At 52.3% G+C, this 21615-nt stretch carries 22 protein-coding genes; all 22 read left to right on the forward strand.

Going from position 1 to position 21615, the window contains the following annotated elements; translation table 11 throughout:
• Positions 1-6: 6 nt before the first annotated feature.
• Positions 7-333, forward strand: a complete 327-nt coding sequence (locus tag K5621_RS07165; RefSeq protein WP_229671911.1) for a hypothetical protein — start codon at positions 7-9, stop codon at positions 331-333.
• A gap of 6 nt (positions 334-339) precedes the next feature.
• Entirely contained in the window at positions 340-741 is a 402-nt protein-coding gene (gene fliS, locus K5621_RS07170; RefSeq protein WP_100142920.1) for a flagellar export chaperone FliS, read from the forward strand.
• 285 nt (positions 742-1026) lie between these two features.
• Positions 1027-2457: a sigma-54 dependent transcriptional regulator gene (locus tag K5621_RS07175; protein WP_280638587.1), complete on the forward strand. Its 1431-nt coding sequence runs from the start codon at positions 1027-1029 to the stop codon at positions 2455-2457.
• Positions 2458-2536: 79 nt separating this feature from the next.
• On the forward strand, positions 2537-3601 hold the full coding sequence (locus K5621_RS07180; RefSeq protein WP_221050799.1) for a sensor histidine kinase: 1065 nt from the start codon (positions 2537-2539) through the stop codon (positions 3599-3601).
• Entirely contained in the window at positions 3598-4929 is a 1332-nt protein-coding gene (locus K5621_RS07185) for a sigma-54-dependent transcriptional regulator (RefSeq protein WP_221050800.1), read from the forward strand. The genes K5621_RS07180 and K5621_RS07185 overlap by 4 nt, the downstream gene beginning before the upstream one ends.
• Positions 4930-5094: 165 nt before the next feature.
• Entirely contained in the window at positions 5095-5427 is a 333-nt protein-coding gene (gene fliE / locus K5621_RS07190; RefSeq protein WP_100142262.1) for a flagellar hook-basal body complex protein FliE, read from the forward strand.
• A 41-nt stretch (positions 5428-5468) separates the two neighbouring features.
• Complete coding sequence (gene fliF, locus K5621_RS07195) at positions 5469-7175, forward strand: flagellar basal-body MS-ring/collar protein FliF (protein WP_100142263.1); 1707 nt, start codon at positions 5469-5471, stop codon at positions 7173-7175.
• The gene (fliG, locus tag K5621_RS07200) at positions 7168-8211 is read left to right on the forward strand and encodes a flagellar motor switch protein FliG (RefSeq protein ID WP_221050801.1); all 1044 of its coding nucleotides are present in this window, start codon (positions 7168-7170) and stop codon (positions 8209-8211) included. Before fliF ends, fliG begins: the two co-directional genes overlap by 8 nt.
• 13 nt (positions 8212-8224) lie before the next feature.
• Complete coding sequence (gene fliH / locus K5621_RS07205; protein ID WP_221050802.1) at positions 8225-9196, forward strand: flagellar assembly protein FliH; 972 nt, start codon at positions 8225-8227, stop codon at positions 9194-9196.
• Positions 9165-10505, forward strand: a complete 1341-nt coding sequence (gene fliI, locus K5621_RS07210) for a flagellar protein export ATPase FliI (protein WP_221051143.1) — start codon at positions 9165-9167, stop codon at positions 10503-10505. Before fliH ends, fliI begins: the two co-directional genes overlap by 32 nt.
• Before the next feature lie 122 nt (positions 10506-10627).
• Positions 10628-11077: a flagellar export protein FliJ gene (gene fliJ, locus K5621_RS07215; RefSeq protein ID WP_100142266.1), complete on the forward strand. Its 450-nt coding sequence runs from the start codon at positions 10628-10630 to the stop codon at positions 11075-11077.
• Positions 11078-11211: 134 nt separating this feature from the next.
• The gene (locus K5621_RS07220) at positions 11212-12699 is read left to right on the forward strand and encodes a flagellar hook-length control protein FliK (RefSeq protein WP_245003147.1); all 1488 of its coding nucleotides are present in this window, start codon (positions 11212-11214) and stop codon (positions 12697-12699) included.
• 66 nt (positions 12700-12765) lie between these two features.
• A complete protein-coding gene (gene fliL / locus K5621_RS07225) occupies positions 12766-13290 on the forward strand; it encodes a flagellar basal body-associated protein FliL (RefSeq protein WP_100142268.1) in 525 nt (174 codons plus the stop codon).
• A 27-nt stretch (positions 13291-13317) separates the two neighbouring features.
• Positions 13318-14346, forward strand: a complete 1029-nt coding sequence (gene fliM, locus K5621_RS07230) for a flagellar motor switch protein FliM (RefSeq protein WP_100142269.1) — start codon at positions 13318-13320, stop codon at positions 14344-14346.
• An 11-nt stretch (positions 14347-14357) separates the two neighbouring features.
• Positions 14358-14738: a flagellar motor switch protein FliN gene (gene fliN / locus K5621_RS07235; RefSeq protein WP_100142270.1), complete on the forward strand. Its 381-nt coding sequence runs from the start codon at positions 14358-14360 to the stop codon at positions 14736-14738.
• 10 nt (positions 14739-14748) lie between these two features.
• Positions 14749-15108 (forward strand): flagellar biosynthetic protein FliO, encoded by a 360-nt coding sequence (gene fliO, locus K5621_RS07240; protein WP_100142271.1) that lies wholly within the window; start codon positions 14749-14751, stop codon positions 15106-15108.
• Between the two features lie 11 nt (positions 15109-15119).
• Positions 15120-15848 (forward strand): flagellar type III secretion system pore protein FliP, encoded by a 729-nt coding sequence (gene fliP, locus K5621_RS07245; RefSeq protein WP_229671839.1) that lies wholly within the window; start codon positions 15120-15122, stop codon positions 15846-15848.
• 9 nt (positions 15849-15857) lie between these two features.
• A complete protein-coding gene (gene fliQ / locus K5621_RS07250) occupies positions 15858-16127 on the forward strand; it encodes a flagellar biosynthesis protein FliQ (RefSeq protein ID WP_025887440.1) in 270 nt (89 codons plus the stop codon).
• Positions 16128-16130: 3 nt separating this feature from the next.
• Positions 16131-16928 carry a flagellar biosynthetic protein FliR gene (gene fliR, locus K5621_RS07255; protein ID WP_100142273.1) on the forward strand — a complete coding sequence of 266 codons (798 nt, stop codon included), beginning with the start codon at positions 16131-16133 and terminating at the stop codon, positions 16926-16928.
• The gene (gene flhB / locus K5621_RS07260; protein WP_100142274.1) at positions 16928-18064 is read left to right on the forward strand and encodes a flagellar biosynthesis protein FlhB; all 1137 of its coding nucleotides are present in this window, start codon (positions 16928-16930) and stop codon (positions 18062-18064) included. The genes fliR and flhB overlap by 1 nt, the downstream gene beginning before the upstream one ends.
• 67 nt (positions 18065-18131) lie before the next feature.
• Positions 18132-20237 (forward strand): flagellar biosynthesis protein FlhA, encoded by a 2106-nt coding sequence (gene flhA, locus K5621_RS07265; RefSeq protein WP_100142275.1) that lies wholly within the window; start codon positions 18132-18134, stop codon positions 20235-20237.
• A gap of 6 nt (positions 20238-20243) precedes the next feature.
• Positions 20244-21614, forward strand: coding sequence for a flagellar biosynthesis GTPase FlhF (flhF, locus tag K5621_RS07270; protein WP_100142276.1), 1371 nt, complete (start codon positions 20244-20246; stop codon positions 21612-21614).
• Position 21615: the final 1 nt, after the last annotated feature.

The raw sequence follows: 21615 nt of genomic DNA on the forward strand, positions 1-21615 counted from the left end.
AGATAGATGATGCAGAAAACCGAAGAGCTGGAACAGATCAACGAATTGTTACGCAGGGCGCTGGATTGCTTGCTGACAATTCCTGCCGAAGATGAAAGAACAGACGAGTTGGTCTCTAATTTGCAAGAGCTGGTAGACAGGCGTCAAACTTTGCTCCAGACCCTGATTGCACAGGTGCAGGATCCCGATGTGCTCAAAGAGCAACTGGAACTCACCGCCGTTTTTGAGCAGAATGCCAAAACGATACGCCAACAAAGGCAAGATCTGCTGGCGCTCAGGAGCCAAAACAAACGCCAAGTCAATGTTTACAAGACTATAGATGCAAATAGGTAGGTATTTATGAGAGGGTCGCTGAAATCATATCGCAAGGTGTCATTGGAGAGTGAAATCTCAGTTGCATCCCCGCACAGGATCATTCAGCTGATGTTCAACGGTGCTTTGGAACGCATTGCTCAGAGCCGTTATGCTATTGAGCAGGGCGACCAAGCGGCTAAAGGGGTTTATATTAGTAAAGCCGTGGGCATTATTACTGGCCTTAGCAGTAGCTTAAATATGGATGCTGGTGGCGAAATTGCCAAAAACCTCAATAGCTTGTATGACTTTATGCTGAGAAGAATATCCGAGGCCAACCTGAATAATGATGTACAGGCTTTGGATGATGTCGCTGTGATATTACGTGACATTAAGGAGGCTTGGGATGCTATCCCGGCCGATAAACATCATATTTCCGCTCACGATTAGAGTTGCTGAGTTATTAGTCACTCAGGGAAAAGGCGCTTAAGGCGCCTTTTTGACTTTCGCCATTTAATTGACGATATTGGCGGTTGCGTGTTGAATTTGTACTAAAATCAAGAGGGGATAGGCATAAAAACCATCCTAGGCTTGCTTATATCGTGCCGATAATACAATATTCAGCATTGCTACAAATTTAGTTGAGTATGTGAAGAAAGCATTGCCACTTTCCTGAGCAACTAACACTAATAATTAATGCGAATCCATAATTGCCAAAGCTTAACGGCCCACTGAATGATGCATACAGATCAACGAATTTTACTTGTCGGAACCCCCTCAGAGCGCACCAGTCGCTTATCCTGTGTTTTAGAGTTTATTGGTGAGCAAGTTGACGTTGTGGCCCATGAGGCTATTGAGGCACAATCTCCGGAAACTCGATGCAGGGCCATGGTTCTGCTCTCTGACGGTGTAGAGGATGAGACTCTTCAGTCTCTGATGCTCAAATTACCATGGCAGCCTATGTTGTTGCTGGGGCAGAGTAGCGCAAATTCCTCTAACTTACTGGGTAAGATTGAAGAGCCTTTCAATTACGCCCAGTTGACTGAACTGCTGCATTTTTGCCAGGTTTTTGGTCAGGTTAAGCGGCCACAGGTACCTACCAGTGCCAACCAGACCAAGCTGTTCCGCAGCCTGGTCGGCCGTAGCGACGGTATTGCCAATGTCCGCCATCTTATCAATCAAGTCGCCGGTTCGGATGCCTCTGTGTTGGTGCTCGGTCCTTCGGGGACCGGCAAGGAAGTGGTCGCCCGCAATATCCATTATCTTTCAGAACGTCGTGATGGGCCTTTCATTCCGGTTAACTGTGGTGCGATTCCGCCTGAGCTGTTGGAAAGTGAACTGTTTGGCCATGAGAAAGGTTCCTTTACCGGCGCAATCAGCTCCCGTAAAGGGCGTTTTGAGCTGGCCGAAGGTGGCACCCTGTTCCTCGATGAGATAGGGGACATGCCACTGCAGATGCAGGTCAAGTTGCTGCGGGTTCTACAGGAAAGAGTGTTTGAACGTGTGGGTGGTAACAAGGCGATTAACGCCGATGTAAGGGTCGTGGCCGCGACTCACAGAGATCTGGAAACCATGATTGAAAATGGTGAGTTCCGTGAAGATCTCTACTATCGTCTCAATGTATTCCCTATCGAAATGCCTCCTCTGTGCGAGCGCCGGGATGATATCCCGCTGCTGTTGCAGGAGTTAGTCAGTAGGGTATTCAACGAAGGCAAGGGGCGAGTGCGCTTTACCCAGCGCGCCATCGACTCGCTCAAGGAGCACGCTTGGTCCGGCAATGTCCGCGAATTATCCAATTTGGTTGAACGCTTGACTATCCTCTATCCGGGTGGTCTGGTCGATGTCAACGACCTGCCGGTCAAGTATCGGCATATCGATGTGCCCGAATATTCAGTTGAAGTCAGCGAAGAACAACTGGAGCGTGATGCCTTGGCATCTATCTTCAATGACGAAGAGCCGGTCGATCTGCCTGAAACTCGTTTCCCCAGTGAACTGCCTCCGGAAGGGGTCAATCTCAAGGATCTGTTGGCCGAGTTGGAAATCGATATGATCCGCCAAGCGCTGGATCAACAGGACAATGTCGTTGCCCGCGCCGCTGAAATGTTGGGTATTCGCCGCACCACCTTGGTGGAGAAAATGCGCAAATACGGCATGAGTAAAGACTAACGTCCTGATAATTTGGATTTTTAAGTTGGCATAAAGTCTGCATTAACCCTGTCAGCATCGTATTTTTGACGGGGTTAATATGTCTGCAAGCCCATTGGCTCAGCTCGAAACCATTTCTCATCATGGCCGCGAATGGATCCCGGTAAGGGAAGCCGCCAATATGTCCAATCGTATGGAACATATTCTGCAGGCCATGCCTTCGGGCGTTGTTATTCTCAATGGTGACGGCTTGGTCAGTGAGGCCAACCCGGTTGCTGAATCCCTGTTGGGCTTGCCCCTGGTCGGCCAGCGCTGGCTGACTATCATTAATCGTGCCTTCGCGCCGCAAAAAGACGATGGTCATGAAGTTTCCTTGCGCAATGGTCGCCGAGTGAAGCTGGCGATTACACCTCTGACGCCGGAGCAGGGCCAGCTGATTATGCTGACCGATCTCACCGAAACCCGGCTATTGCAGCAAAACCTTTCCCACCTCGAACGTTTGTCTGCATTGGGGAAAATGGTTGCCACTCTGGCGCATCAAATACGTACTCCTCTTTCTGCCGCTTTACTCTATGCCGCCAATTTGGGCAGCCCGAGGCTAGATGCCGGCTCCAGAGAGCGTTTTCAGGGCAAATTGCTCGACAGGCTTTCCGAGCTGGAGCAGCAGGTCAATGACATGTTGCTGATCGCTAAAGGCAGGCAAGAAGAAGCCTGCGACAGAGTGCCTTTTTCGGCAGTGTTGGAAAAAGTGATGGCCAACTGTGAGCCCATCGCCGCTAGGCAAAATGTCGAGTTGAGTCTGCAACTCGAAGGCGATAGCGAAATGCTGGTCAATCTGCACGGTCTGAGTTCCGCGATCAATAATCTGGTGATCAATAGCCTGGAAGCCGGTGCCACCAGAGTCATTCTGCGCCTGAGCTGCGAACAGGCACTGCGCCTCGATGTGATAGATAATGGCAAGGGGCTAGATAGCAAGATGCAAAAGCAGGTGTTGGAGCCTTTCTTCACCACCAAGCGTCAAGGCACCGGCCTTGGGTTGGCTGTGGTGCAGTCAGTGGTGCGCAGCCACGGCGGTAAATTGGACCTCAGCTGTAAGCTGGGCGCAGGTTGTACCGTCACGCTGACATTCCCGCTGACGACAGACTCTCAAGGAGGCGTGGCATGAGCGAAGCAAAAATTTTGTTGGTGGAAGACGATGCCGCGCTTCGGGAGGCGCTGCTCGATACCTTGTTGCTGGCCAGTTATGAGTGTGTCGATGTCGCCAGTGCCGAAGAAGCGATAATGGCTTTGAAAGGCAATCGTTTTGATATGGTGATCAGCGATGTGCAGATGGAAGGGATCGGCGGTATGGGGTTGCTTGATTATCTGCGTCAGCAACATCCGCAGTTGCCCATCCTGTTGATGACTGCTTATGCCACTATCGACAATGCCGTCAGCGCAATCAAATTGGGAGCGGTGGATTATCTCGCCAAGCCGTTTGCCCCCCAGGTACTACTCAATCAGGTCAGCCGTTACTTACGCCCCAAGGTGGTTAACGGCGGCCCCGTGGTGGCCGATGAAAAGAGTCTGGCCTTACTGGCACTGGCGCAGCGGGTGGCTGCTTCTGAAGCCTCTGTGATGATCACTGGTCCCAGTGGTTCGGGGAAAGAGGTGCTGGCGCGTTACATTCATCAACATAGTCAACGGCCTGAAGGGCCTTTTGTGGCGATTAACTGCGCCGCCATCCCGGAAAATATGCTGGAAGCCACCTTGTTTGGCTACGAGAAAGGTGCCTTTACCGGGGCTTATCAGGCGTGTCCCGGTAAGTTTGAACAGGCTCATGGCGGCACCCTGTTACTCGATGAAATTTCCGAGATGGAGCTGGCATTGCAGGCCAAGCTGCTACGGGTGTTGCAGGAGCGTGAGGTTGAACGCTTGGGCGGCCGCAAGACTATTAAGCTCGATGTCAGGGTACTGGCAACTTCGAACCGGGATTTGAAACAGATGGTGGCCAAGGGCGAGTTTCGCGAAGACCTTTATTATAGGATCAATGTGTTTCCGCTTGCCTGGCCGGCACTGAATCAAAGACCGGCGGATATTATCCCGTTGGCCAAGCATCTGTTGGCTCGCCATGCCGAAAATGCGGCGATTAACCCAGTTCCGACTCTCAGTGATGCTGCGGTGCGGCGTTTGCTGGCCCACCGTTGGCCGGGGAATGTCCGAGAACTGGATAACGTGATCCAGCGAGCATTGATCTTGAGCCAAGGGCAGATAGAAGCGGGCGATATTATTATCGATCTGCAGGATGTCACCCTGGGAGATGCCACGGTCCCGGAAATGCCTGAGGCGCTTGGTGATGAACTTAAGGCCCAGGAACATGTGATTATTCTCGAGACTCTGGCCCAGTGTCAGGGCAGTCGCAAGCTGGTGGCCGAGAAACTCGGGATTAGTGCCCGTACTCTTAGATACAAGATGGCTCGTATGCGTGAAATGGGTATCGAAGTACCAGCCTAAGCTCTCCTAAAGCGGCGTTCCAGCCGCTTTTTACAATTCTATTCTTGATATATGACACAGAACCCTGATATTTATTTCAGGGCTTCAATTTTTTTTGGCAAACTAATTGCATAAACCTGTTTAACGCAGGTTTATCGTCAATTCACTGACGACAGGAGTGAGAAGATGCAAATAGGTGCCAATTCTTTATTGCAAGAAATGCAATCACTGAAAGGTGAAATTGCCCCAACGGGATTTCAGTCTTCGCCTGTCCGTCAGGTGGGCAACACCACAGGAGCCGATTTCGGCCAGTTGTTGGCCCAGGCGGTTGGCAATGTCAGTGAGTTGCAAAGCACATCATCTAACTTAGCCACCAGGCTGGAAATGGGTGACACCACAGTGTCCTTATCTGACACTGTCATTGCCCGTGAGAAAGCCAGCGTCGCATTCGAGGCCACAGTGCAGGTGCGTAACAAGCTGGTCGAAGCCTACAAAGAGATTATGAGCATGCCGGTTTAAGGCTTGCTCACATCAAAGATCCCGGATAACAGGAACGCGCCGTGAGCACAGAATTAGTAGCAGGATCCAATGTTCCCGCCGGTGGAACAACGCTGGATGGGGTCCAACAGGAAAATAAGTCGGGTGTATTGGGCTCCCTCGGGGGCGTTGATATGCTGCGGCAGATCACCATGATCCTGGCATTGGCTATCTGTCTGGCACTGGCGGTATTTGTGATGATCTGGGCTCAGGAACCGGAATACCGACCTCTGGGCAAGATGGAAACCCAGGAGATGGTGCAGGTGCTCGATGTTTTGGATAAGAACCGGGTGCCTTACAAGATAGACGTCGATGTGATCACTGTGCCTGAAGACAAGTATCAGGACGTGAAGATGATGTTGAGTCGTGCCGGTATAGACTCCAGCGCCGAAGCCAAAGATTACCTGAGTCAGGATACCGGCTTTGGTGTCAGCCAGCGGATGGAACAAGCCAGGTTGAAGCAGAGTCAGGAGATGAATCTGGCTCGGGCGATTGAAGAGCTTAACAGTGTTACTCGTGCCAAAGTGATCCTGGCATTGCCCAAAGAGAATGTGTTTGCCCGCAATCGTGCCAAGCCCAGCGCCACAGTGGTGGTCAATACTCGCAGGGGGGGGCTGGGTCAGGAAGAGGTCGATTCGATAGTGGATATCGTTGCCTCGGCGGTTCATGGCATGGAACCCAGTCGAGTCACAGTAACTGACTCCAACGGTCGTTTGCTGAACTCAGGCAGTCAAGATGGGGTATCTGCCCGCGCCAGACGCGAGCTTGAGCTGGTGCAACAAAAGGAAAACGAATACCGCACCAAGATTGACTCGATTCTGATGCCCATTCTCGGTCCGGAAAACTTCACCTCTCAGGTGGATGTCAGCATGGATTTTACCGCGGTCGAGCAAACAGCCAAGCGTTACAACCCGGATCTGCCGTCACTTCGCAGTGAAATGACGATAGAAAACAATAGTATCGGTGGCACAACAGGCGGTATTCCTGGCGCACTTTCCAACCAGCCGCCGATGGAATCCAACATTCCTGAACAAGCCAGTGAGGCGACAGACAGTAGCGTTACCAGTGGCAACAGCCATAGAGAGGCGACTCGCAACTTCGAGTTGGATACCACCATCAGCCATACTCGTCAGCAGATAGGCGTGGTTCGCCGGGTCAGTGTCTCCGTGGCGGTCGACTACAAGACAGGAGCGGCCGGTGAAAACGGTCAGGTCGCCAGAGTGCCTCGCACTGGTGAAGAGATGGCGAATATCCGCCGCTTACTGGAAGGTGCGGTTGGCTTTAACAGCCAACGGGGCGACATGATAGAAGTGGTGACAGTGCCCTTTATGGATCAGCTGGTTGAAGACCTGCCCGAGCCTCCACTGTGGGAGCAGCCCTGGTTCTGGCGGGCGATGAAGCTTGCCATCGGTGCCTTGGTGATTTTGGTTCTTATCCTGTTTGTCGTGCGCCCCATGCTTAAGCGTCTTATCTACCCTGATGGCCAAAATCTGCCTGACGAGCCTGCGCTGGGACATGAACTGGCAGACATAGAAGATCAGTATGCTGCCGACACTCTGGGCATGCTCAACCGACCAGAAAGTGAATACAGTTATGCCGATGATGGTTCGATTCTGATACCGGATCTGCACAAAGATGATGATATGATTAAGGCCATACGTGCTTTGGTGGCCAATGAACCTGAACTGTCCACCCAAGTGGTGAAGAACTGGTTGCAAGAAGATGCCTGAAAAAAAAGCGGATAAACCAGCCGAGCGCGGCTTCGATGTCAAGAGTCTCAACGGGATTGAGAAGACCGCCATTTTGTTGCTGAGTCTCAGTGAAGCCGATGCGGCCTCTATTCTCAAACATCTGGAACCCAAGCAGGTTCAGAAGGTGGGGATGGCGATGGCAGCCATGCAGGAGTTCGGCCAGGAGAAGGTGGTTGCGGTTCACAAGCTGTTTCTGGATGATATCCAGAAATACTCCTCCATAGGCTTTAACAGCGAAGAGTTTGTGCGTAAGGCACTGACTACCGCGTTGGGTGAAGACAAGGCCGGTAATCTTATCGAGCAGATTGTCATGGGCAGTGGCGCCAAAGGCCTCGACTCGCTCAAGTGGATGGATGCCAGACAGGTGGCGACTATTATCCAGAACGAACACCCGCAGATCCAAACCATTGTACTGTCCTATCTTGAACCGGATCAGGCGGCGGAAATCTTTGCCCAGTTCCCGGAAAACACCCGTCTCGATTTGATGATGCGTATCGCCAACCTCGAAGAGGTGCAACCGGCCGCACTGCAAGAGCTGAACGACATTATGGAGAAACAGTTTGCCGGTCAGGGTGGCGCCCAAGCCGCCAAGATGGGTGGTTTGAAGGCCGCAGCCAACATCATGAACTACCTGGATACCGGGGTAGAGAGCCAACTGATGGAAACCCTGCGCGAGTCCGACGAAGAGATGGCACAGCAGATCCAGGACTTGATGTTCGTGTTCGAAAACCTCATCGATGTTGACGACCGTGGCATCCAGACGCTGCTGCGGGAAGTGCAACAGGATGTGCTGATGAAGGCGCTCAAGGGGGCCGACGAGCCGCTGAAGGAAAAGATCCTCGGCAATATGTCCAAACGGGCGGCAGAATTGCTGCGTGACGATCTCGAAGCCATGGGGCCAATTCGTATCAGCGAAGTGGAAGTGGCGCAAAAAGAGATATTGTCTATTGCCCGTCGCTTGTCCGATGCCGGTGAGATTATGCTGGGGGGAAGTGGCAGTGAAGAGTTCCTCTGACAGGTGAATTTAAATGAGTGACAAAAAGGTGTCCCACAACATAGTGCCACCGGATCAAGCCGGAGAGTTTGCCCATTGGCAACTGCCCGATGTGGGTGATGCCTTGCCACTGAAGCCCAGTAACCTCTTTGGTCATAAGCCCGGGGTGATGGAGGCTAAAGAGGCTGAAGAGCCGGTGTCGCCGCCAACGATGGCCGAAATTGAATCAATTCGCGAGCAGGCCGAGCAGGAAGGTTTTGCTGAAGGCAAGGAACAAGGGATAGCCAAAGGCTTGGAGGAGGGACGTCTTCAAGGCTTAGAGCAGGGACACAGTGAAGGTTTTTCCCAGGGCCTAGAGCAAGGGCGGGAAGAAGGACTGCAACAGGCCGCTACCATGTTGGCGCGTTTCGACGCCTTGCTCGCTCAGTTCGAGGCGCCGCTGGCGCTGCTGGATACCCAGATAGAAGAATCATTGCTGACGCTGGTCGGTACTTTGGCGCGCAACCTCATAGCCCATGAATTGAAAACCCATCCGGAACATATACTGGCGGCGCTCAGGCAAGGGATAGATTCCCTGCCACTCAAAGAGCAGAAAGTGAATCTGCGCCTGCATCCCGAAGATATGGCTTTGGTGAAAGAGCTCTACGGTGAAGAGCAACTGGCACGTAACCGCTGGACACTGGAAGCCGATCCCGGCCTCAACCGGGGCGATTGTGTGGTGGATAGCCAACGCTCGCAAGTGGATATGCGTCTGGAAACCCGCCTGGAAGGGGTGTTTGCCAATCTTGAAGCCGAACAATCCATGTTGGCGAAAAGGGCTGCTCAGCAGCAGGCCGTAATAGATGATAGATTGACCCCAGCGCAAGACAGCGAACAGGGGCAATCGCTTGCCGATGAACAAACTGCCGCGATAAACGATAAGGCAGAGATTGCAAGCCAAGAGGGCGAACAGCCCAGCGAAGGAGACACTCATGATACAGCAGCGCCGAAGCCAACTGCTGAGTGAACTCAAACACTTGGCTGAAAAACAGTCACCGTTTCAAGCGGTTGCCAGCGGCCAGCTGGTACGGGTGGTTGGTCTGACGCTGGAAGCCAGTGGTTGCCGGGCACCTGTCGGCAGTCTCTGCGCCATAGATACTATGGCGGGAAAGCTTATCGCCGAGGTGATAGGTTTTGATGATGAGCTATTGTATCTGATGCCGGTTGAAGAACTCAGGGGCGTGCTTCCCGGCGCCAAGGTGATGCCGCTCGGTGAACAAACTGGGCTCAGCGTCGGTTTGAGTCTCCTTGGCCGGGTGCTGGACGGTAACGGCCAGCCGCTCGATGGTATGGGCGCCCTACACACAGATGAACAAGCCTCGCGCCACAGCCCCGCCATTAACCCTCTATCCAGAAGGGCAATTACCGAACCGCTCGATGTAGGCGTCAGAGCCATCAACGCCATGCTTACCGTGGGTAAGGGCCAACGTATGGGGCTCTTTGCCGGCTCCGGCGTGGGTAAGAGTGTGCTCCTTGGTATGATGACTCGCGGCACCACGGCCGACATTATCGTGGTTGGCCTGGTGGGGGAACGGGGCCGGGAGGTGAAAGAATTTATCGAAGAGATCTTGGGCGCAGAGGGGCGGGCCCGCTCTGTGGTCATAGCCGCACCGGCCGATACCTCCCCCTTGATGCGCCTTCGTGCCTGCGAAACCTCGACTCGAATAGCCGAGTATTTTCGTGATCTCGGCTATGACGTCCTGTTATTAATGGATAGCCTGACCCGTTACGCTCAGGCACAGCGGGAAATTGCCCTGGCGGTCGGTGAGCCACCGGCAACCAAGGGCTATCCGCCTTCAGTATTTGCCAAGTTACCCCGTTTGGTCGAGCGCGCCGGCAATGGCGGTGAAGGGCAGGGCTCGATTACCGCCTTTTATACAGTGCTTACCGAAGGGGACGATCAGCAAGACCCCATTGCCGATGCCTCGCGGGCCATTTTGGACGGTCACATAGTGTTGTCACGGGCCTTGGCCGACTCAGGGCATTATCCGGCGATAGACATTGAAGCGTCCATCAGTCGGGTGGCACCTATGGTGATAAGCGAGGCGCACCTGGAAGCGATGCGGCGGGTCAAGCAAGTTTATTCGCTCTACCAGCAAAACCGGGATCTGATCTCCATTGGTGCCTATTCCCAAGGTTCGGATCCGCGTATCGACAATGCTATTCGTTTACAGCCTGCCATGAACGCCTTTTTACGACAGGGGATGCGCGATGCGATCAGTTTCAGCGATTGTCAGCAGATGTTGGGGCAGCTCGCAGCCCAGTGCAAGGTGTAACGCCATTGAGTGCCGGAGTGTCGGTGCTCGACAAAAAAATGCAGTGACAATAGGGGCCTGAGTTCGATTGAGATCCGAGTTAAGACCCACAAGGCAAGCAATTTTAAGGAACAGTACGTTAGATGGCTAAATCCGATCCTTTGCACACAGTGTTGAAACTGGCGGTCGAAGCCGAAGAGCAGGCGGCACTGCAACTTAAAGCTGCGCAAATGGAGTGTCAGAGGCGTCAGTCTCAATTGCAATCATTGCGGGAATACCGGCTCGACTATATGAAGCAGCTTGATGCCCAGCAGGGGCAGAGTATTGGCGCCTCCTATTACCAACAGTTTCATCGATTTGTGCGTCAGGTAGATGATGCCATCGGACAACAACTCGCCGTGGTTGCCGAGGCCGATAAGCAGCGTGGCTATCGGCAGCAACATTGGTTGGAAAAGCAACAAAAGCGTAAGGCGGTGGAGATGTTGCTAGAGAAAAAAGCCCAGCAGGCGGAAGCCAAAGCCGCCAAACAAGAACAAAAGCTCATTGATGAGTTTGCTTCGCAGCAATTTTATCGGCGTAAGCTTAACCACTGAGTGTTTGACTACGATTTCCTTTAAATTCAATAGTTCCTTTCTAATTGGCGTGAATTTTGCTTTATTTTAAGTAGAGACAATTATTCTGAGCTGGCCCGGTTTTGCCTGAGTGGGTCAGTATGCTGGAGGAAGGCATGCAGCAGTTATCCAATATCTTTATCGGTGGTGCCAGCAGTAAGGAAGTTACTGCCAAAGATGCATTGCAACCATCTGATAATGAGGCATTTCTTTCCGAGTTCCAACATGCAAAAGCTAAGTTTTCGCTCGAGCCTCAAGGTCCCAAGCGGGAATTCTCTGAACCGCGCCTCACTGCGGATAATGCGGAAGAAGAGGCCCAGGTCGATGTGTCATTGATCTTAGGTCAGATTGCCATGGGCAAAAAGTTGCCGGTAGACGCAGACAGTGAAGCCTCTTTGTCGGAGGCCGCTGGCCTGCAGGAACAGATTGCTGCCCTGACGGGGCTTGATGAAGATGAATTCAACGCCCTATCCCCAGAGGAACAAGCTGAGTTGTTAGCGACCTTGAAATTGGCGCAGGAATCGACCAGTGATGGTTTGGAGGGGGCCCTTGATAAAGAGGGAGATAGCGAAGCTGCAGAGTCAGATACGCTTGAGCCGATGCTTGATGAAACGAGTCAAGGTGCCGACACACAGAACCCATCTTTGTTTGCTGCCGATAAGGCCAGCGCTAAGACGAACAACGCCGGTCCATTGGAAAGCCCTGAACAACAGATGGGGTGGCCAGATGGCGGCAAGCCTGTAACCAAGGCGGCGCCCCTTGATGGTATGGCGGCATTGGCTCGAGAGGGAAATCTCAATACTGATGGTGGTAAGAGTGACAATATCTTGGCGCCTTCGGCCGTTGTTGATAAGGCCAAACTGGATGCCTCCGGCAAATTGGGGACGGAGGTCGCCGCCGCAGCTACCACTGTCAGTGCTGATAGCCAGGGTGACAAAACGGCCACCAAAGAGGTCCTCGCCAGTTTGTTGAAGACCGAGATGAAAGGTGCTCAGGTGGGCACAGAGGTGCGCAGCCCTGTCAGTGATGCTATACATCAGGCACTCAAGGGCGATGCCGCTTCGACACAAACAGATATCAGTCCATTCCAACAACAGCTGCATCAACAAGGATTACAACCTGCGCAGCGTGGCGAGATGGCCCAGTTTCAGTTGTCTTTGAGACAGGGGATGGAACAGTCAGTGCAGACCGCCGATATGGTGCAACGTTTTGCCCCTGTGATGCGGCAGCAGTTGATTGCCATGGTCAGCAATGGGGTGCAGCAAGCCGAAATTCGTCTCGACCCTCCGGAACTTGGAGCCATGATGGTTAGGGTTCAGGTGCACGGTGATCAGACTCAAGTTCAGTTCCACGTCACTCAAGCTCAAACTCGAGATATGTTGGAACAGGCGATGCCCAGACTGAGGGAAATGCTGCAGGAACAGGGAATGAATCTGGCCGATAGCCATATCTCTCAGGGGGGGCGCGAGCAGGGTGAGCCGCAAGGTGGTAATGGCGGTGGCTTTGCTCAAGATGGCGTAGAAGGTGAAATTTCCGCCGAAGAAACAACACAAAGCGCAAATCGCACAACAAGTTATGGCTCGGGTATAGATTATTACGCCTGAACAGGTAACCTATAGGGATGGCATTTTTCCGCGGGCAGTGCGGTAGATTAAGGGATAGGACAAAACATGGCAGAACAAGAAGAGCTTGAACTGCAAGAGGCGCAGGCGCCCAAAAGTAAAAAGAAACTCTTTATCTTCGGTGGCATAGGTTTCGCGGTCTTGCTGTTGGTCGGTGTTGGCCTGTGGTTTTTTCTGGGCAGTTCAGATGAAGCGGTTACTCAGGAAGAGAGTAGTGAGACACAAACCGAGGAAGTGCAGGCCAATAATAGTCGAGAAGCTTTTTATGTGGCCATGCCAAGACCATTTCTGTTCAATCTGCCGGGAGCCAACCGTTCCAGGCTGGTAGAGATCAAGGTACAACTCATGGTGCGAGGGAGTGATGATGACGTCACGCTCAAGAAGCATATTCCCTTGATTGAAGATGCACTGCTGACTACCTTCAGCGGCGCCGATGTTGAAAAGCTCAGCAGCCAGGCGGGTAAAGATGAACTCAGGCAGTTGGCGCTGCTCAATGTACAAAATACACTGCAACCGGTTACCGGCCGTAAAGTCGTTGAAAAAGTGTTATTTACCGGCTTTGTGATGCAGTAACAGGGACTAAGAGGCGAAGGCAATATCGTGAGTGATTTATTAAGCCAAGACGAAATTGATGCGCTGCTTCATGGTGTGGATGACGTCGAAGAAGAGGATACGGAGGAGTCGGCATTTGAGGCTCAATCCTATGACTTTTCGTCTCAGGATCGCATTGTTCGTGGTCGAATGCCGACTCTGGAAATCGTCAACGAACGTTTTGCCCGTCACCTGCGGATCAGCATGTTCAACATGATGCGCCGGGCTGCAGAAGTCTCGATTAATGGCGTACAAATGCTCAAGTTTGGCGAGTATGTGCATACTCTGTTTGTGCCTACCAGTTTGAATATGGTGCGCTTTAGTCCGCTCAAGGGTACGGCGCTGATCACCATGGAAGCCAGATTGGTATTTATTCTGGTGGACAATTTCTTTGGTGGTGATGGCCGTTTTCACGCCAAGATTGAGGGGCGGGAATTTACTCCGACAGAGCGGCGCATAGTGCAGTTGCTGTTGAAGATTATCTTTGAAGATTACAAAGATGCCTGGGCGCCGGTGATGGATGTCGAGTTCGACTATCTGGACTCGGAAGTCAACCCGGCGATGGCCAATATTGTCAGCCCGACCGAAGTGGTGGTGGTCAACTCTTTCCATATTGAAGTGGATGGCGGTGGTGGCGATTTCCACATCACCATGCCTTACTCCATGATAGAACCTATTCGTGAACTGCTGGATGCCGGGGTTCAAAGCGACAAACAAGATACCGATATGCGTTGGTCTCAGGCGCTGAAAGACGAGATCATGGACGTTGAGGTCGGGTTCGATGCACGCCTTGTTGAAAAACAGATAACACTGAGAGACGTGATGGAATTCAAGGCCGGTGATGTGATCCCGGTTGAATTGCCAGAGCATATCGTTATGAAGATAGAAGACTTGCCCACTTACAGATGTAAACTGGGGCGGGTCAGGGAAAATCTGGCGCTGAAGATCTGTGACAAGATCCCGCGTCCGGAAACGGTCAAGACCGAACTGCAGCTGGTAACCCGTAAGGGTAAATCCAAGGATATCTCGGAAATATAAGGTGATAGAGAATGAGTACTGAAGAGATGGACGATTGGGCTGCCGCCATGGCCGAACAGGCTGAAGAAGAGGCCAAGGCGGTTGATTTGGATGAGCTGAAAAGCGATGCCAGACCCTTGTCCGAAGAGGAAGCCGCTAAATTGGATACCATTTTGGATATCCCGGTGACTATCTCTATGGAGGTGGGACGCAGTTTTATCAGCATCCGCAACCTATTGCAGCTCAACCAGGGCTCGGTAGTGGAGCTGGATAGGGTTGCCGGTGAACCTCTGGATGTGATGGTCAATGGCACCTTGATTGCCCACGGTGAAGTGGTGGTGGTCAACGACAAGTTCGGTATCCGTCTGACGGATGTCATCAGCCAGACCGAACGTATCAAGAAACTGAAATAAGCCGGTGCCCATGACACAAACAACGACCCAGGCGGCAACCGCCTTGACTCACGATGGCGGTAACGGCCTGGCGACCATGGCCAGTATGATGGGCGGACTTATCCTGGTGCTGGCACTGATTTTTGTGCTGGCTTATCTGGTGAAACGTCTCAATCTTGTTCCCGGCAGCCAATCGGCTATCAAGACGCTGGCGGTTACTCCGCTGGGGCAGAAAGAGAAGCTGGTATTGGTGGAGCTGGATGGACAGCAATACCTACTGGGGGTTACCGCGGCGCAAGTCTCCCTGGTTGATAAGTTGGAGCGGCCGGTGACCATAGACAACGAGAGCTTTGCCGCCAAGCTCAGGCAGGCCAGGGTAAAACCATCATGAAATATTGGCCAATGCTGCTGTTACCTCTGATGTTACTGCCGGGCTTGGCCCAGGCTCAGGATGCGCTGTTTCCGGCAGTGACAGTGACGACTGGCCCGGATGGCGCGACCCAGTATTCGGTGACCATGCAGATCCTGCTGCTGATGACCGCCATGAGCTTCTTGCCTGCCATGGTGATCATGCTGACCTCTTTCACCCGTATCATAGTGGTCTTGTCTATCTTGCGGCAGGCTATAGGCCTGCAACAAACGCCCTCCAATCAGGTTCTTATCGGTATGAGCCTGTTTATGACCTTCTTTATCATGGCGCCTGTGTTTGACCGTATCTATGATGATGCGGTGCAGCCGTACATGAATGACAGCATGACATTGCAGCAAGCATTCGATGCCGGACAATCGCCGCTGAAAAAATTTATGTTGTCACAAACCCGCACCACGGATCTCAACTCCTTTATTGAGATCTCCGGTTACCAGAATATCAACAATCCTGAAGATGCTCCTATGACAGTGGTGATCCCGGCCTTTATCACCAGTGAACTCAAGACAGCATTTCAGATAGGTTTCATGCTGTTCGTGCCGTTTCTGGTGTTGGACTTGGTGGTGGCCAGTATTCTGATGGCCATGGGTATGATGATGTTGTCCCCCATGATTGTTTCCTTACCGTTTAAGATCATGCTGTTTGTACTGGTCGATGGCTGGACCTTGGTGATGGGCACGCTCGCCGGCAGCTTCGGTTTATAGGAGGTGTAGATGACCCCCGAATCACTGATCGACATTTTCCGCGAAGCCTTGGCGGTGATCGTGATGATGGTTTCGGCCATAGTGGTACCCGGGTTGATCATCGGCTTGATTGTGGCTGTGTTCCAAGCGGCCACCTCCATTAACGAACAGACTCTGAGTTTTTTGCCCCGGCTATTGATGACCTTGTTCGCACTGATGTTTATCGGTCACTGGCTGGTGCGCACCATGATGGATTTCTTTATCGAGATGGTTCACAGGATCCCGCAAGTGGTGGGCTGAGCCATGGAGATACTGTTCGACAGCATCCAACAGACTCTGGCCGCTTACCTCTGGCCATTGTTTCGAGTGGCCAGCATGTTAATGGTGATGGCGGTTTTCGGCGCCAATACCACGCCGGCCAGAGTGCGTTTACTGCTGGCACTGGCCTTGACTGTCGCCATAGCGCCTGTCTTGCCACCTATGCCAGAGGTGGAGCTATTCTCCCTGGCAGCGGTTTTTATTACGACTCAACAAGTTCTTATCGGCACAGCCATGGGATTTGTCACCTTGCTTATCATGCAAACCTTTGTGTTGACCGGGCAAATAATCGGCATGCAGACCAGCTTGGGTTTTGCCTCTATGGTGGATCCCAGCTCAGGGCAGCAGACGCCCGTGATAGGTAACTTTTTTTTGCTGCTGACCACCATGATCTTTCTGGCGATTGATGGTCACTTGGTGATGATACGCATGCTGGTGACAAGCTTTGAAACTTTGCCGGTATCCAATGAAGGGATCAAAATCGCCAACTATCGCACCCTGGCCGAGTGGGGCAGTTATATGTTCGGCGCCGCGTTGACCATGTCTATCTCGGCCATTGTGGCGCTGCTTACCGTTAACCTCTCTTTCGGGGTGATGACCCGGGCGGCGCCCCAACTGAATATTTTTGCCATAGGTTTTCCTGTCACCATGATAGGTGGCCTGATTATTCTCTGGCTGACACTGGGGCCTGTGATGGCTCACTTCGACGAAGTTTGGCATGCGGCGCAGCTGCTGCTGTGTGACATGCTGGAACTGACCTGTAATCTGGATGGAGTCCCCTGATGGCAGAGAACGAAGACGGGCAGGAAAAAAGCGAGGAGGCAACCTCCAGGCGCTTGCAACAGGCCAGAGAGAAGGGGCAGGTTGCAAGGTCAAAAGAGTTGGGCACTTCGGCGGTATTGTTGGCCGCAGCCCTGGGTTTTGCCATGCTTGGACCAAGTCTGGCCGCCAGTCTTGCCAACGTCATGAGCCGCATTTTTTCCATGCAGCGGGATCAGATATTCGATACCAACAGCATGTTCAATGTCTGGGGGATAGTTGCCGCCGAGCTGGGTTGGCCTATGGCCGGTTTTATTCTGTTTCTCGGTTTCGTGGCCTTTGTCGGTAATATTGTTCTTGGCGGTATCAGTTTTTCGACCCAGGCATTTATGCCCAAAGGCAGTAAAATGAACCCCTTAACCGGCTTTAAGCGGATGTTCGGGGTACAGGCGCTGGTGGAGTTGGCCAAGGGGATAGCCAAGTTTTCCGTGGTAGCGCTGTCAGCCTATCTGCTGCTGAGCTTCTACTTTGATGACATCTTAAGGTTGTCGCAGGATCACCTGCCGGGCAATATTCGTCATGCTTTGGATCTCCTAGTGTGGATCTTTATTCTGCTCTGTGCTTCCACCTTAGTGATAGTGGTGATCGATGTGCCGTTCCAGATCTGGAATCACGCCAAACAACTGCGGATGACCAAACAGGAAGTCAAAGACGAGTACAAAGACACCGAGGGTAAGCCCGAGGTCAAGGGGCGTATTCGTCAGTTACAGAGGGAGATGGCTCAGCGGCGAATGATGAGCGAAGTGCCCAATGCCGATGTGATAGTGGTTAACCCAGAACACTTTGCAGTGGCGATAAAATACGATGTCGACAAGTCACCGGCGCCTTTCGTGCTGGCTAAAGGCGTCGATGATGTGGCCTTTAAAATTCGTGAAATCGCCAGAGAACACCAAGTGGCAATCGTATCGGCTCCACCTCTGGCTCGGGCGATTTACCATACCACCAAGCTGAATCAGCAGATCCCGGAGGGTCTGTTTACCGCAGTGGCCCAGGTTCTCGCCTATGTATTTCAGCTCAGGCAATATCAGAAAGGCAAGGGCACCCGGCCTAAACCTATTCCACTCAATCAACCCATTCCTGATGAGTATAAACGCTACTAAATCATGTTTAAATTGGCGTGATATTTGCTTAATCAGAGCAAAGTGTCAAACTTCAGGCTAATAGTGAATGGATGTTAAAGCAACGCTCGGGCAACTGAGGCAAGTAAAACCGGCAAACTTCAAGGGCGTGGGTACGCCGCTTTTGGTGCTGGCAACGCTGGCCATGATAGTGTTGCCTATGCCGGCCTTTCTGTTGGATATCCTGTTTTCTTTTAATATTGCCCTGGCGTTGGTGGTGCTACTGGTGGCCGTTTACACCAAAAGACCACTGGATTTTGCTGCTTTCCCAACAGTGTTGCTGGTTGCCACCTTGCTCAGACTGGCGCTTAACGTTGCCTCGACTCGGGTCGTTTTGTTAGAAGGTCACAACGGCGGTGATGCCGCCGGTAAAGTGATTGAGGCCTTCGGCTCTGTGGTGATCGGCGGTAACTATGCCGTGGGTCTGGTGGTGTTCCTCATTCTGATTATCATCAACTTCGCCGTGGTTACCAAGGGTGCCGGGCGTATCTCTGAAGTCAGTGCTCGCTTTACCTTGGATGCCATGCCGGGTAAACAGATGGCGATTGATGCTGACCTTAACGCCGGGATCCTCAATCAGGAGCAGGCCAGGGTTCGTCGCGAAGAGGTTACTCGTGAGGCCGACTTCTACGGCTCTATGGACGGTGCCTCCAAATTTGTGAAAGGGGACGCGATTGCCGGTATTTTGATCCTAGTGATCAATATTCTCGGTGGTTTCATCATAGGGATAGTCCAGCACGGGTTGAGTTTTTCCCAAGCGGTAGAGATCTATACCCTGCTGACCATAGGTGACGGTTTGGTGGCGCAGATCCCTGGACTATTGTTGTCCATCGCTGCTGCATTGATGGTGACCCGGCAGAATGAATCCGGCGATATGGGACAACAAGTCGTGCAGCAGATGTTCGACAATCCCAAATCCTTGATGATTGCCTCTGCGGTACTCTTTGTGATGGGTATAGTACCAGGTATGCCACATCTGGCGTTTTTGACGTTCGCCTTGCTGACTGCTGTGGGCGCCTTCTTTATCTACAAACGAAACGAAAAGAACAAACAGCAAGCGCTGGAACTCGCCAAGAAAGGACCTACCGAGAAGAGTATCAATGAGCCCAAAGAACTCAGTTGGGATGATGTTCGTCACGTGGACACCATCGGCTTGGAAGTGGGCTATCGCCTTATTCCTTTGGTGGATAAAGGTCAGGGCGGTGAGCTTCTTGGACGCATCAAAGGGGTGCGTAAGAAGCTGTCTCAGGAGCTGGGTTTCCTGGTGCCAGCGGTGCATATCCGCGATAACCTTGACCTTTCTCCCAATGCCTATCGTATCTCCTTGATGGGGGTGGCCAGTGGTGAAGCCGAAGTGCGCCATGATTGCGAACTGGCGATCAACCCAGGGCAAGTGTTCGGTAAGTTGGATGGTATCGAAACCAAAGATCCGGCCTTTGGTCTGGATGCGGTGTGGATTGCACCAGAGCTCAGAGAACACGCCCAGACGCTGGGGTATACGGTTGTCGATGCCGCCACTGTTGTGGCTACTCATCTCAGTCAACTTCTGACCAACAACGCCTCCAAACTGCTGGGCTATGAAGAGGTGCAACAGCTGCTGGATATGTTGGCCAAGCATTCACCCAAGTTGGTGGATGGCTTTATTCCCGATGTGATGACCTTGGGGAATGTGGTTAAGGTGATGCAGAACCTACTCAATGAAGGGGTATCGATTCGGGATCTGCGCACCATAGTCCAGACGTTGCTGGAGTATGGGCCAAAGAGTAATGATACCGAGGTGTTGACTGCCGCGGTGCGTATTGCCCTCAAGCGCATGATAGTGCAAGAGATCGCTGGACCTGAGCCGGAAATTCCCGTCATTACTTTGGCGCCAGAGTTGGAACAGATGTTGCATCAGTCTATGCAAGCGACAGGTGGTGAGGGACCCAATATTGAGCCGGGATTGGCGGAACGTATGCAACAGTCGCTGGCCGGTGCGGCCCAGAAGCAAGAAATGGTCGGTCAGCCCGCAATATTGCTGACATCCGGTATGCTGCGTTCTACACTGTCACGTTTTGTTAAGCACACTATTCCTAATCTGCGGGTGATCTCTTATCAGGAGGTACCGGACGAGAAGCAGATACGTATAGTGTCAGCCGTAGGCCAACAGGGGTAACCTAAAGTGAAGATTAAACGTTTTTTTGCCAAAGATATGCGCACAGCTTTGGCTCAGGTGAAAGAAACCCTGGGTGCAGATGCCGTGATCATGTCCAACAAGAAGGTTACCGGCGGCATAGAGATAGTGGCGGCCGTTGATTACGATGATCCCAAACCCGTTGTCGCACCGGCTTCTCCGTTTATGGAGTTAGGTGAGGATAAGGTTTCTCTCGGCAGTGGTCATGTGCGTAGTAACAGTAAACCCAATCCAGAGCCTGTGGCCGACTCGTTACAAGCCTTGCTTGAAAGGCAACAGAGCCGATTGAATGAACAACTGGGGCAGCAGCATAGCGCCAAAGAACTGGATATGCCTGCTTGGGCAAAGGGGCTTGCCGAAGAACATAAACCCGCGCCTCAACTGCGAGAAAAAACGCCCGAACGGGCGAACAAAGGCAACAGCGCCAAACAACAGCAAGAGATGGAGGCCATGCGCGAAGAGCTGGCATCTCTTCGGGGGTTGTTGACTCATCAGTTGTCCAGTCTGATGTCGGATCAGCGCAGCCGTACCGATCCTGTTGGCGCCATGCTGGAGCGTAAGCTGCTGGAGGCTGAATTTTCGCCTGCCGTTGCGGCGAGATTGGCATCACTTAGCCAACATTACCAACCCGCGGAGTTGGGCCGAGCTTTGCCACAAAGTCTGGCAAACCTGTTGGACAATCAAGGTGATGATTTAATGCGTCAGGGCGGCATAGTGGCTCTGGTTGGTCCTACCGGTGTAGGCAAAACCACCACATTGGCTAAACTTGCAGCCCGTTTTATCGCTCACCACGGTTCAGACTCGGTATTGTTGATCACTATGGACCATTATCGCATCGGAGCCTTTGAGCAACTGGCAACTTATGGCAAAATAATGGGATGCCCGGTAAAGCAAGCTCAAGATCTCAATGAATTGGAGCAGATACTGTATCAATTCCGCAACCGGAAACTGGTTTTAATCGATACCGCAGGTATGGGGCAGAGAGACATGCGCCTGTACCAACAGCTGGATAATCTTGCCGCCAATACTCGTTTGCCTATTCGTAGCTATCTAGTGCTCTCGGCGACCGGCCAACGCCGGGTGCTTGAAGAGGCGGTAAGTCATTTCCAGCGAATTGACCTTTCTGGAGCGGTTTTAACTAAACTTGACGAATCTGTCTCTTTAGGGGCAGCGCTGAGCGTGTTGATCCAAAGTGGATTATCATTAAGTTATATTACTGACGGTCAAAGGGTTCCTGAGGATATGCAGGTTGCTGATACCTTGACCTTGGCCAAGCAGGCTTTGGCCATTTTAAACAAAACAGAAACAAACGATTTTAATAAAGCCAGGTCGGAAGAGATGACCTATGCATTTGAGTAAA

The sequence above is a fragment of the Shewanella carassii genome (assembly GCF_019670705.1).
Taxonomy (GTDB): domain Bacteria; phylum Pseudomonadota; class Gammaproteobacteria; order Enterobacterales; family Shewanellaceae; genus Shewanella; species Shewanella carassii.